The sequence below is a fragment of the Streptomyces sp. NPDC048002 genome, assembly GCF_040653275.1.
GTDB lineage: Bacteria > Actinomycetota > Actinomycetes > Streptomycetales > Streptomycetaceae > Streptomyces.
Genome location: NZ_JBEZNL010000023.1, coordinates 1 through 12005, shown reverse-complemented (window position 1 = coordinate 12005; position 12005 = coordinate 1). Strand labels below are relative to the sequence as shown.

Genomic DNA, 12005 nt, shown 5'->3' with positions numbered 1-12005 from the left:
TGCTGTCGAACCGCCGCCAGATCCCGGAGGGCACCGTTATGCGCACAGGAAAGGGCCGAGGCGGCACTCGAGACCACATAAAACGGGCGGCTCTCGCTCTCTTCAACGAGCACGGGTACGAGCGCACATCCCTGCGGGAGATTGCTGACCATCTGGGCATCACCAAAGCGGCTATCTACTATCACTTCAAGGCGAAGGAGGAGATTGTCGCCGAACTCTGCGCCCAATGGATCGAGTCGATCGAGGACGTTGTCGACTGGATGCAGTCCCAGCCGTCCGGTCTGAGTTGCCGACAGGAGGCTTTGCGTCGCTATGCGAGCGTCCTGGAGCAGTCGGCGCCGCTGACACGCTTTTTGCGGGAGAACCAGGCCGCACTACGTGATCTTGCGGTCGGTGCCGCACTGGATGATGTCCTGGCGCGTGCCTGGTCCCTTTTCGAGGTCCCAGGAGCTGGGCTCTCTGATCGGCTTCGTTGTATCGCTGCAATTTCCGTCGTGCACCGTGTGCCGGCCGCCTTCGGGGACGCCGACATGGAGCACGCCGCCGTCCACGACGCAGCGCTGACTGTCGGGCTCGAGCTGCTGGCTGCCGCGCACCCGACCGGGTATGACGCACGGCTCGCTCACGGTGAGGGTCCTGCCTCTGCACAGTAGGGTGCCGGGTGCCTGAAGGCCGCGGTACCGGTTGTCGACACGGGCGTGGCAGGCCAGCGGGATGGGCTGCGTACGGATGATGGGTGGGCGCCCGGTTCGGGCATCCCGCCCGTTGCAGTGAGGTCGGTCGCTTCCACCGCCGCCGGAACCGCGTCGCCGGCGCGGATCTGCACGGCCGCCGCTTCGGCGTGCGCCGCGGAGACCTCGGGAGGCGAGAGCTCACGGTCCACGACCTCGTGGACCGTGGGGAGGTCCAGTCCCAGCCCGCGCAGGGTCCGTACAAGGTTCAGGCGTGCGACGGCGTCGATGCCGTAGATGCGGTAGTCGGCCGGGCTGCGGTACGTCGGCGCCACGATTCCGCGATCGGAGTAGAACCGAATGGTCCTGACCGCGAGACCGGTCCGTCGAGCGCGCTAGGAGTTGTCTTCAAATGTCACGCCCACATCAGGAGCGATGCGAGGGTGACGGCTGCCCGGTAGGACTCGGCGGTCTTGTCGTAGCGGGTCGCGATGCCGCGCCACTGCTTGAGGCGGTTGAAGCACCGTTCCACCACGATGCGCCGCTTGTAGAGCTGCTTGTCGAAGACCGGCGGGCGCCCGCCCTGGCTGCCACGCCGGAGCCGGTTGCGGACCTGGTCAGATCGCTCGGGGATGGTGTGGCTGATGCCCCGGCGTCGCAGCCAAGTCCGGATGGCCCTGGAGCTGTAGCCCTTGTCGCCCAGGACGTGGGCGGGCCGCACGCGGGGCCGTCCCGGACCGATGCGGGGCACCCGGATCTCCTCCATCACGGCGGTGAACTGGGTGCAGTCGTTGGTGTTCCCACCCGTGATCGTGAAGGCGAGCGGGCGGCCAAAGGCGTCGCAGGCCAGGTGGATTTTGCTGGTCAGGCCACCTCGGGAGCGTCCGAGGCCGGGGCTGCGGAGCCCCCTTTTCGGGCTCCGGCGGCGTGCTGGTGGGCCCGTACGACCGTGGAGTCGACCGACACGAGCCAGTCGATGTCCCCGGCCGCATCCGCCCGTGCCTGGGCGACACGGAGCATCCGCTCGAAGGTGCCGTCCAGGGCCCAGCGGCGGAAGCGGGTGTGCAGCGTGTGCCACGGGCCGTACCGCTCGGGCACATCCCGCCAAGCGGTGCCGGTCCGAAACTTCCACACGATCCCGTTGAGCACGGTGCGGTCGTCCACCCGCTTCCGCCCCCGCAAGGACTCGGGCAGCAGCGGCTGGACGAACTCCCACTCGGCATCGGACAGTTCATGGCGACGTATCACCCAACCATGATCCACTACTCAAGATCGTTTGAAGACACGGCCTAGCCGATCGGGTAGATCGTGTCACCGTCCATGCCTCCACCTTTACGTCTCCCCCTCCTCGAGACTCACGCTCCTTGCCCACCAGCAGCCGACCGCGCCCCTTCCACGTCTGGGATGGTTCGTCTGATCGCTCGCAGACTCGGTCGGCGGAGCCACGGGCGCTTGTGCAGGCCGTGGCTCCGCCGACGTGAGCTCTTGGTGCGTGTCAGATCTGTGTGATCTTGCTTGTCTCGATCATCTCTTCCGCACTTGCCTCGGCGGCGGTGCTGGAAGAGGCGGCCTTCTCGTCCTGGTTGTCGGCGGTCTTCTGTCGGCCGGGGAGGAGGAGGGTCATGGGGATGCCGATGGCGGTGAAGGCGGTGGCCCACCAGAAGGCGGTGCCGAAGCCGTCGGCGAGCGCTGTGGGGTTCTGGGCGCCGGTGAGGGTGTGCTGGAGGATGACGGCGAGCGCGGCGGTGCCGACCGAGCCGCCGATCTGCTGGACGACCCGTTGGAGGACGCTGGCGTGGGGGACCTCGGCGGGCTTGAGGCCGACGTAGATGGCGCTGGTGAGGGGGATGGTGGCGGCGCCCATGCCGATGCCGCGCACGAGGAGGACGGCCATCAGGAGGATGTTGCTGGTGGAGTCGGTGACGAAGGCGAAGGGGACGGTGCCCAGGGCGACGACGGTGAAGCCGGCGAAGGCGACCCAGCGCGGTCCGATGCTGTCGGTGTACTTGCCGGCGAGGGTGCGTGACATGAGGGTGCCCACGCCCTGGGGGATGAGGAGGAGTCCGGCGGCGAGGGCGTCACGTCCCTGGACCTGCTGGAAGTACAGGGGGAGCAGGAGCATGGCCCCGTAGAGGGTGATGCCGGAGATGAAGCTGAGAACGCTTGCGGCGGTGACGTTGCGGTGCCGGAAGAGTTTGAGGTCGACGACGGCGTCGGCGCTGCGCGGCCAGGCCCAGGCGGTGAAGGCGGCGAGGAGCAGGAGGCCGGCGGTCAGTGGGGTGAGGACGCGGGCGGAGGCGAGGCCGGAGTCGCCCTCGATCTGGGAGAGGCCGTAGATGAGGGCGGCGACGCCGGGGGAGAGGAGCAGCAGGCCGACGGTGTCGAGGCGGGGGCGGGGGGCGTCAGGCGCGGGCTTGTCGTCGGTCATGTTGCGCACGGCGAGGTAGAGGCCGAGGGCGCAGAAGGGGATGTTGACCAGGAAGATCCAGTGCCAGTCGCCCAGGCCGAGGATGATGCCGCCCAGGACCGGGCCGAGGATCGGGCCCAGGGCGGTGGGCAGGGTGATGGTGGCCATGACCTTGCCGAGGTTGCGGCCCTTGGCGGCCTGCATGATCAGCGTGGTCATCAGCGGCATCATGATGCCGCCGCCGATGCCCTGGACGACGCGGAAGGCGATCAGGCTGGGGGCGTTCCAGGCCAGCGCGCACAGGACGGAACCGAGGAAGAAGACGCTCAGCGAGACGATCCAGAGGCGTTTGCCGCCGAAGCGGGCCTGGGCCCAGCCGGTCAGGGGGATCGTGACGAACATGGCCAGGAGGTACGCGGTGCTGACCCACTGGATGGTGCTCAGCGATGCGTGGAGGTCGGTGGCCAGGTCGTTCAGGGCGACGCTGAGGATGGTGGTGTCGAAGACGACGGCCATGGCCCCGGCGATGACGGTGAAGGCCAGGCGCCACACGGCCGGGTCGACCGCCTCGGAGTCCGCCGGCGGTGAGGTTTGGCTGGTGGATTTGGTGCTCACGGACGCCCCTAAGATGCGAAGATGAATCTTAAGCAGCCTAGGGCTTCGCAATAAGATGCGCAAGTGCATCCTTGCGGGGTCATGGGCAGGGCGCGGTTTCCTCTGGCCCGCCCTCATCTTGGGGATTGCGGTGTGACGGCCCTCGCCGTGGGCGTCGAAGTCGCCGCAACACTTGCCGTGCCCCGGCCTCGGAGATCGCGTTGTCCGAACAGAGTCGTGCCGTGCGGCGTCCGCTCGGCCCCGGAATCCGGGTCCCGGCCGTACGGACGGGCACGGGTCATGCAGCCGCCCAGGCTGCTGGGGCAAGGCGGAGCGAGTGACTTCCGGGATCTCTGTCGAGCGGCTGCCTGACTTCTGCTCCGCGTCGGTCGGCCGGGGCGTGCGGGCGGGGGAGGCGCTCCGATCCGCGGTGTCCCTACTGCGATGCGGGGGCCACCTGGGGCTTGGTTCGGGACGGCCGGGCAGTGGTCTCGCGCTGGTGGATCGTGAGGCTGGACTGGACCGGTTTCCGCTCGGCGGTGCGGCATTGCGCGGCTCGTGCTTCCAGTTGCCGCAGTGCGCGGATAGCGTCTACCGCAGGGTTGATGCGGCGCAGTGCTTCGATCACCGACTCACGCTTGGCGAGCAAGCGGCCGACCGGGAGCACCACGACGATGGAGAGCAGCACCCCTGTCTCCCCGGGGATGCAGGTTGCGGCGGCGCCGATTCCTGCGTCGTGTTCCTCCAGGCAGATCGCCACACCGGAGGCGCGTACGTTCGCGTGGTCGGCCAGGAGTTGGTCCGGGTCGACGACGGTCCTGCCTGTGAACCGTTTGAGGGGATGGGGAAGAAGGCGCGACATCTGGTCGTCGCTCAGGCGGGCCGCCAATACTCTGCCTGTCGCCGTCGCGTGCAGGTCGGCGGTGCGTCCCAGTCTGTGGTGGAGTTCGAAGGGGCGACCGGGCGGGCTGACCTCGTCGATCATGATCATTTCGCGACCGCTGAAGACCGCCAGGCCGACGTGTTCGCGCAGTTCGTGCGAGAGGGACACGGCGAGCGGGCGGTTCGCGGTGACAAGCATCAGGTGACCGTTGAGTCCGAACTTCAGGGCGCCTGGTCCGAGGGCGTAGCCGGGACAGTCGGAGGCGTGCACGACGAGGAACTGTTCTTCGAGGCTGCGTATGACGCGGTGGACCGTCGAGCGCGGAAGGTTCGTGCGGAAGGTCAGCTCGGTCAAGGTCAGTGGCCGTCTGCCGTCGGCCAGCACGTTGAGGATGGCGGTGGCTTTGGCCAGGTCGGTCATGGAGCCGTGCTCCTTGGTCTCGGTGGTGCGTGACGGCCCGGTGGGCCCGCGCGCCTCACGGCGCCAGGTCGGCGGGGGTTCTGGCCGGCCTGGGGGTGGGTCGGTCCGGGCGGGAGCGGGGTATCGCCCTCAGGGGGCGGTGCTCTCGGAGCCGGTCTTCTATGTGGACCAATGGACCAGATTGAGGACCTTCGGCAAAGTTAGGCCCGCGTTTCAAGGGCGTCAATAGTTTGTGCACGGTCCAGGGAATGCCAGCGTCAGGCGTCACAGCTGCGGTGGGGCTGTGCCGGCGGCCGGCGCGGGTTCGTTACGGCGTTCTCGGCCGCCGCTCTCTGCCGAGGCGAAGCTGTTGGTGGTGCGGCCTGAGTTGCTGTCCCGGAAACCGGGACGATCTGTTGGAGGGAGAGGAGGCTCGTTTCTAGGCTTCGCTGTCGGGCGCGAAGCTGTCGGCGGTCCGGACGCAGTGCAAGGGCACGAACCAAGGTTCCCTCTGTCGGACCTGTGGGCCTGTGCAGCGGATGCGCTGGGGCTGATCCCCTGATGCTGCCGACTGATTGGTGGATGGGCGTGAGGAAGATTCTCCGGCGTGCTCTGAGCGGCCTCTTGCGATTTCTGATGGCTGCCGGCACCCCCTACGTGGGCGTGCCCCCGATTCCGGTCGAGACGGTGGATGCGGCTCGGCGCCCCGTGAACACCCGCGGATACGCCCGTCGTGGCATTGCAGACCTGGAAGCGTGGCTTGCGCTGCGTCCCGGTCCTAACGGATCGCTCTCCGAGGACGCCGATGCCTGACGCGTTGCTGAGACCCGTGCGCGGTGACGCAGCGGACGGGGTGCGGTCGAGGGCGGAACAGCCCGCTCGGTGGTCCCGGGGCTCGGTCCCCGGGGCCACCGCGTGTCCTTACCTGCCCGCCCCGCGAGCGTGGCCCGAACAGCGTTGGGCGCGTGCTACTTGGCCGGGAACGGGTACTGCTCCGCCTCAGCCTGGATGCGTTTGCGGTCGGTCATGTAGCAGTCGAGGAAGAGGGCGACGTCACGGCTGGTCGCAGCCAGCATCGTGGGAGCACGGTCGAACTCGTGGTTGCGGCCCGCGTAGACGTGCAGGCTGCTGGGTACCCCCAGCTCGGACAGCCGGGAATTGAGCAGAACGCTGGATCGCTGGTGCAAGCCGTTGTCGGAGGTCCCGTGCAGGAGTGCTGTGGGCGGGAAGTCGGCGGTGAGCCGAGCGAGGGGGCTGGCATCCTCGAGCGCCTGAGCGGATGCGTCCCCTGAAGGGAAAATCATCCAACTCGGCATGCGTCCGGCCTCGTCCAGGATGAGGTCTTCCTTGCGCAAGGTGCCGGTCGCTGGTGCGGGCACAGGGTGAAAGCCGATCGGCGCGTAGTAGGCGACGATCGCGGCGGGCCGCTCCGAGGTGTCGAGGGTTCCGCTCAGGAGGGCGAGATGGCCTCCGGCTGAATGCCCCTGTACGGCTATGTGCATCGGTTCGATGTCCAGTTCCTCGGCATGGGCGCGCACCCACCCAAGGGCGGCGCGCAGGTCCTCGACCGGGGCGGGCCATGGCGCCTCGTGGAGCAGCCGGTAGCTGGGTGCTATCGCAGTGAATCCGAGACCGGCGAGTGCGGCCGCGCGGTCGTGCACGTCCCGCGGCGCCCCTGTTCGCCAGCCTCCGCCGTGGAAGACCAGGACGGCGCCGCGGCGGTGCGTCCCGGTGGGGCGGAACACATCGAGCTGCTGTGTGTAGCCGACAGCTGTGGTGTGGTGGTGGGATTGCGTGGGCAGCGGTCGCGACATTGTGGTTCCTTGACGTTGAGTGCCGTGGGCAATGTGGTTGGCATGGGCTGGAACCGGGCGGCGCCCGAAGTGGCGGGCGGGCCGGATAAGGAAGTGAGGGCGCACGGACGATCATTCGGCCATACGCCCTCACGCCACGTGCCGGGCGTACGCGGGCAGAGGGTGACGTTATGCCTGTGCAGCCGGAGGCGCCTCGGTGGCCGGCTCTCTGACTGCGCCTTGGGTGAGCAGGTCGTCGATGCGGTCGCGGAAGCCGAGTTCTTCGAGCACGGTCCGGGTGTCGGTGCCCGGACGTCCCACAGGGAAGCCGATCTTCGGTTGCGTGCGGGAGAGGTAGGGGACGGGACCGACGAGCGTGCCACTGCCTGCTCCCGGGAACTCCCGCTGCTGGATGAGGTCGTGGGCGAGGGCCCAGTCGTCGACGACCACTTCCTCGATGGGGGTGACCGGGCCGGCACCGACGCCCGGCGAGACCCGGTTGAGTTCGGTGACCCACCAGTTGGCGGGCTTCTGAGCGAAGCGCGCGGCCAGTTCGGCCTGGAGCGTTTCGGCCTCCACTTTGTGGACCCCTTCGAGCCCGGTGACGGAGGACAGGACCGCGGCATCCGTCGACCGGTTGACCGCGAGGTAGAGCCAGCGCCCGTCGCTGCCCTGGTAGAGCCGGTTGAGCGGGCCGTAGCCACGAAAGTCGAGACCGCCTGGATCGCTGTCCCAGTCGCGGGTGCGGTGGTCGACCATGTACGGGGTCATCCACGCCACGCTGGTCTGGGCCAGGGAACTACCGACGAACTGACCTTCGCCGGTGCGTATGCGGTGGAACAGGGCCGCCAGGATGCCGAAGGCGGCGATCTGGCCCGTGCCGTTGTCGTTGAGGAGGAAGAACTGCATGTTCCCGGCGAGTGTCTTGCTGAAGTGCATGAGCGCGCCGGTGACCGCCTGGCCGATTTCCTCGTGCCCGCGGAACTCCGCACGTGGTCCGACCACACCGTGGGCGGAGAGCCGGGAATAGACGATGCTCGGGTTGATCGCGCGGACGGCGTCCTCGCCGACCCCCAGCCGCTCGCCGACCGCCTGTGAGAAGTTCGTGGCGACGACATCGGCGTCCTTGGCCAGGGCGTGGAAGATGTCCAGTGCTCCGGGCTTCTTCAGGTCGAGCAGGACGGTGCGCTTGCCGCCGTGGGTCTCGTAGTGGAACCCGTTCATTCCGTGGAAGTTCGGGTTGCCGACATGGATGACCTCGGCGCCGTATTCGGCCAGGATGCGGCAGGTGTTGGGGCCTGCGAGCAGTACGGTCATGTCGATCGCACGGAAGCCTTGCAGTGCGGAGGTGAGGTCGACAGGCTCGGCTGAGACAACGGCCGGTTTCGCCGGCAGACGGTCCAGTTCCGAGAGGATGCCGGCGCGATCCGCGTCCAGCGGGCGGCGTGGCCGGGGTGCGGCCGGGGTCAGGGACAGGTCGACGGGGCTTCCTGCCTGCCTGGTCACGCCCAGTTCCGGGTCGACGAGGTCGACCGTTGCCCCGATCGCCCTCGCCTGCTCGTCGTAGAGCAGCCATTCACGCTTTGAGCGGACCATCGCCAGGTCGGCGATGAGGCCGACTTCCTTCTCCCAGGATTCGGCGGTCCGGGTTTTGAAGGCTGCCTCGATCTCCGTCGTCATCTCCTCGACGAGTGCGGCGTCGGAGACGACCCGCTCGACGCCGGCGTCGAGGAATCCGCGAGCCTGCCAGTCGTCGTACTTGCCAATCAGCCGCGCGAAGTCGCCGATCTGGCGTCCTTCGAGCCAGGTGACCCGCACCCAGCGGCCGTCCGCGCACTCGTATGCGCGGGCGATCGGGTACGCGTGGCTGCCGCCGAAGGTGCCGAGCGGACGATGCGCCCTGCCCGGGGTCCGGTCGATGAAGGTGCGCGTCAGTTCGAAGGCGGCGGCGTAGAGGGGGACCTCGATGCGCTGGCCTCCACTGCCGCGCTCTCGGGCGATCAGTGCCGCGGCGATGGCGTTCGCCGCGACCAAGGCCGCGGAGACGGACGCCAGCGGGAGCGTGTTGACGACCGGCGGGTGGTCCCAGTTTCCGTCCTGAGGCGGATAGAGGCCGGCTGTTGCAGCCACCACGGCCTCGTCCGCGTAGACACCCGCGCGGGCGTCGTCCGAGGCGAAACCCGGGATCGAGCAGTAGATCAGGCCGGGGTTGCGCTCAAGGGCGTCGGCGGACCCGACTCCGAGCCGGTCCATCACGCCGGGGCGGAAGTTCTCGATGACCACGTCGGCCGAGTCGACGAGCCGTCGGGCGAGTTGAGCGTCGGCCGAGGTCTTGAGGTCAAGCATGATGCTGCGCTTGCCGCGCTGCAGAAGCGCGTTGCTCTCGTGCTGCCAGCGGGGCCCGCCCGGCGGGTCGACGCGGATCACGTCCGCACCGTGGTCGGCGAGCAGTTGGGCGACCATGGGGCCCGCGATGTACTGGCCGAAGTCGATCACTCGCACGCCCTGCAGGGCGCCGGCGTTGATCTCGCTCACGAACGCTACCTCCGTAGTGACTTGCGTTCCGGCCGTTTCGGATTCGATGCGGCGCGGAGTTTTCCTTGGCCGAGAGAAGGGCGAGGGAAGTGAGCCTGTCGTGGCTGTGCCGCTCGTATTGGTGGCTGACTCTCGGCAAAAGGATCTGATGGATCTGACTGGTCTTGTGAAACGCCGCTGATATGGGCGTGGCAAGGAGGGGCAGGGCTCACCCGGCGTCCGGCCCCGCCGGTCGGTAGGTGAAGGCGTGTGCGAGCAAGCCCGCGTTGCAGGAGAAGGGTCCGTTGCGGAATTGCCCGTGCCTCGGCCGCTGAACACATGTGCAGTGGCACCTTAGGTAGCGCTCCAGGAGTCGTCAAGACATCTGACGGGTGCGGCCGTTGCCGCGACTGGTCGCGTGCGTGCCGCCTCGGTGCGGAATCGGGTGCGGCAGGGGTCTGGCGATGCGGGTTGCTGTGTGACCTCTTGACTTCTGGCCCGGCCTGGCTAGTGTCGCTGCACAACTGTTCAGCGGGAGGCGTGTTCTGTGCCGCCGGCCGTCGGCCGCACTGGCGAGCAGCGCCCACAACACCGTCAGAGTGTGCTTTCCCGCTCCCATTTTCTGGCTGAGATATTCCCGTTCGGAATTCCCTGTACGGACGTTCCCTGCATCACCAGGAAGGCGAAGGCGATGATTCAGAGCTGGGGCTTTTACATCATGACCCCGGAAAAGTATGTGGAGTCGCAAGCGGAGTTGACACCCGACGCCATGGAGGAGGCGTTCGAACGCTGGCTGGAGATTCTCACGAAGGCCGAGGAGTGGGGGTTCGACGGAGTGACCTTCGCCGAGCACCACTTCATGAACAACTCCATGGTCCCCTCGCCGCATCTGGCGATCGCCGCCCTCGCCGCCAGGACCAGGAGCCTGCGCCTCTCCACGGCGGGGAGCGTGCTGATGCTGCACCATGGCTGGCGGTACGCCGCTGAGATCGCGATGCTCCGCTACCTGTCGAAGGGGCGCTTCGAGCCCGGAGTCGCGCCCGGCTCGGGCCCCACCGAGGCGATACTGGCAGGCTACCCGGCCGAGGAGGCCCGGCCTCGCTACGAGAGTGGTGTCGCCCTGCTGGAGCGTGCCCTCACGGGCAAGCCCGTCACGCTGCACGACGAGTTCCACAACGTCGACAACCTCGGCATAGTGCCGCGCTGGGATCCGTCACCGGGCCAGGAGCCGGTGTGGGTGACAGCCATGTCACCGGAGTCAGCGGCCAGGACCGCGCAGCGTGGCTGGAAACTCCTCATGGGCTGGGTCCCGACCGAGTACGCGGCCAACCTGGCGCGCAGCTACCGAGAGGCGGCCGAAGGCGTCGGGCACTCCACCGACCCGTCCATGCTCGGCCTGCGCCGCAGGGTCTTCGTCGCGGAGACGGACGCACAGGCGCAGGAGAAGTTCGATGCCGCGCAGAACCTGATGCCCTTGCTGCTGCGTAGCACCAGCAGCCGCATGGAGGTCGCCGACCCACGTGCCGCCGCCCTGGTCCACAACCCCGAGGACTATGTGATCGGTTCACCGGAGACGGTCGCCGACAAGCTGATCGGGCAGTGCCAGGAGGCCGGCATCGGCACGGTCTTCGCCTGGGCTGACTTCGCCTCCTTCAGCTGGGCCGATCTGACCCGCTCTCACGAACTCTTCGGGACCCGGGTGATCCCGCGCCTGCGCGCCGCCGAGCTCGGCTGAGGCTCCTGAACGCACTCTCGTCAAAGGGCTGTTGTGGCCCTGGAGTCGGCTGACGGCCTGCACGGCCGGGACGTGAACCGCGCCGTGCAGGCCGTCGGTCGCCGCAGACTCAACTCACCCACCAGGAGATGTCATGAATGAGCACCGCATGGTGGTCGATACAGCTGACGGTCCCATGTCGGCGCGCGTCCTGAGCCCCGACGCCGACGGCCCGCACCCCGTGGTCCTCTGCTACCACGATGGACCGGGCCTGCGGGAATCCATCTATGACACGGCGCGCCGCATTGCCGCTGACGGCTACTGCGTTGCGGTACCGGACCTCTACCACCGCGACGGCGAGGAGATCAGGTTCGACCTGTCACGGATGAGAGACCCGGACAGCCCTGAGCGGGCCCGGATGGAGGCAGCCATTGGCAACGCGACGCCCTCGCGGATGGTCGCGGATTCCGTCACTTTGCTGGAAGCCCTCGCGGACCACCCGGCAGCGGCTGCCGGCGCGGTCGGGTGCCTCGGCTTCTGCCACACGGCCCGCACCGTGATCCACGCCATGGCCGAACACGGCGAGGTCTTCACGGCCGGTGCCATGCTGCACCCGGCCTTCACCGTTGCGGACGCCCCCGACTCCCCGCACCTGCGGGTCAAGGAGATCCGGGGCGACGTGTACGCGGCCTTCGGCGGCGTCGACGCCGTCGTCCCCCTGCCCGACCAGCGGCCGCTGATCGACGAGTTGGAGAAGCTCGGCCGGCGGGCGACGGTGGAGATTCACGCCAAGGGCGGGCACGGCTTCCTGTGGCCGGGAACGCCTGCCCACGACCCGGCGGGCGCCGCTGCGTCCTGGGCGCAGATGCTCGCTCTTTTCGGCCGGCGCCTCAGGGACGCCGCGACCGTGTGACCGAGCCGCCGGGGCCCCGCCCCCCCCCCGGGGGGGGGCCCGGGTGAAAAGCGGGCCCCCCCCTCCGTGTCGTGTCGTCTCGGGAGGTCAGCGAGCCTTCGGCCCGCCCTTGGGGAG

8 protein-coding genes and 1 pseudogene are annotated in these 12005 nt (G+C 68.4%); 3 read left to right on the top strand and 6 right to left on the bottom strand.

From position 1 onward, the window contains the following. Positions 1-38: 38 nt before the first annotated feature. On the top strand, positions 39-653 hold the full coding sequence (locus AB0E07_RS25360) for a TetR family transcriptional regulator (RefSeq protein WP_362256448.1): 615 nt from the start codon (positions 39-41) through the stop codon (positions 651-653). A 161-nt stretch (positions 654-814) separates the two neighbouring features. On the opposite strand, the pseudogene AB0E07_RS25355 reads toward AB0E07_RS25360, so the two are convergent. The 6 genes and pseudogenes from AB0E07_RS25355 to AB0E07_RS25330 all read right to left on the bottom strand — a co-directional run. Further along, positions 815-1063: pseudogene (locus AB0E07_RS25355) on the bottom strand (MerR family transcriptional regulator); the annotation flags it as partial. A gap of 23 nt (positions 1064-1086) precedes the next feature. After that, positions 1087-1916, bottom strand: a protein-coding gene (locus tag AB0E07_RS25350; protein ID WP_362256740.1) for an IS5 family transposase whose coding sequence is annotated in 2 segments (ribosomal slippage) — positions 1087-1586 and positions 1586-1916 — 831 coding nt in all. Because the reading frame shifts where the segments join, the coding sequence is not laid out codon by codon here. A 250-nt stretch (positions 1917-2166) separates the two neighbouring features. Continuing rightward, positions 2167-3693, bottom strand: coding sequence for an MDR family MFS transporter (locus AB0E07_RS25345; protein ID WP_362256445.1), 1527 nt, complete (start codon positions 3691-3693; stop codon positions 2167-2169). A gap of 415 nt (positions 3694-4108) precedes the next feature. After that, complete coding sequence (locus AB0E07_RS25340; protein ID WP_362256442.1) at positions 4109-4975, bottom strand: IclR family transcriptional regulator; 867 nt, start codon at positions 4973-4975, stop codon at positions 4109-4111. Positions 4976-5922: 947 nt separating this feature from the next. Then, complete coding sequence (locus AB0E07_RS25335) at positions 5923-6768, bottom strand: alpha/beta hydrolase (protein ID WP_362256439.1); 846 nt, start codon at positions 6766-6768, stop codon at positions 5923-5925. A 168-nt stretch (positions 6769-6936) separates the two neighbouring features. Continuing rightward, entirely contained in the window at positions 6937-9282 is a 2346-nt protein-coding gene (locus AB0E07_RS25330; protein ID WP_362256436.1) for a CoA transferase, read from the bottom strand. 697 nt (positions 9283-9979) lie between these two features. Here AB0E07_RS25330 and AB0E07_RS25325 point away from each other — a divergent pair. Together AB0E07_RS25325 and AB0E07_RS25320 are read left to right on the top strand one after the other, a co-directional pair. Further along, positions 9980-10996: an LLM class flavin-dependent oxidoreductase gene (locus tag AB0E07_RS25325; RefSeq protein WP_362256433.1), complete on the top strand. Its 1017-nt coding sequence runs from the start codon at positions 9980-9982 to the stop codon at positions 10994-10996. A 133-nt stretch (positions 10997-11129) separates the two neighbouring features. Next, positions 11130-11888, top strand: coding sequence for a dienelactone hydrolase family protein (locus AB0E07_RS25320; protein WP_362256431.1), 759 nt, complete (start codon positions 11130-11132; stop codon positions 11886-11888). Positions 11889-12005: the final 117 nt, after the last annotated feature.

Bases quoted from the DNA above. Each gene is read 5' to 3' on its own strand.
- AB0E07_RS25320 (WP_362256431.1), top strand. From the start codon at position 11,130: ATGAATGAGCACCGCATGGTGGTCGATACAGCTGACGGTCCCATGTCG.
- AB0E07_RS25335 (WP_362256439.1), bottom strand. From the start codon at position 6,768: ATGTCGCGACCGCTGCCCACGCAATCCCACCACCACACCACAGCTGTC.
- AB0E07_RS25325 (WP_362256433.1), top strand. From the start codon at position 9,980: ATGACCCCGGAAAAGTATGTGGAGTCGCAAGCGGAGTTGACACCCGAC.
- AB0E07_RS25360 (WP_362256448.1), top strand. From the start codon at position 39: ATGCGCACAGGAAAGGGCCGAGGCGGCACTCGAGACCACATAAAACGG.
- AB0E07_RS25340 (WP_362256442.1), bottom strand. From the start codon at position 4,975: ATGACCGACCTGGCCAAAGCCACCGCCATCCTCAACGTGCTGGCCGAC.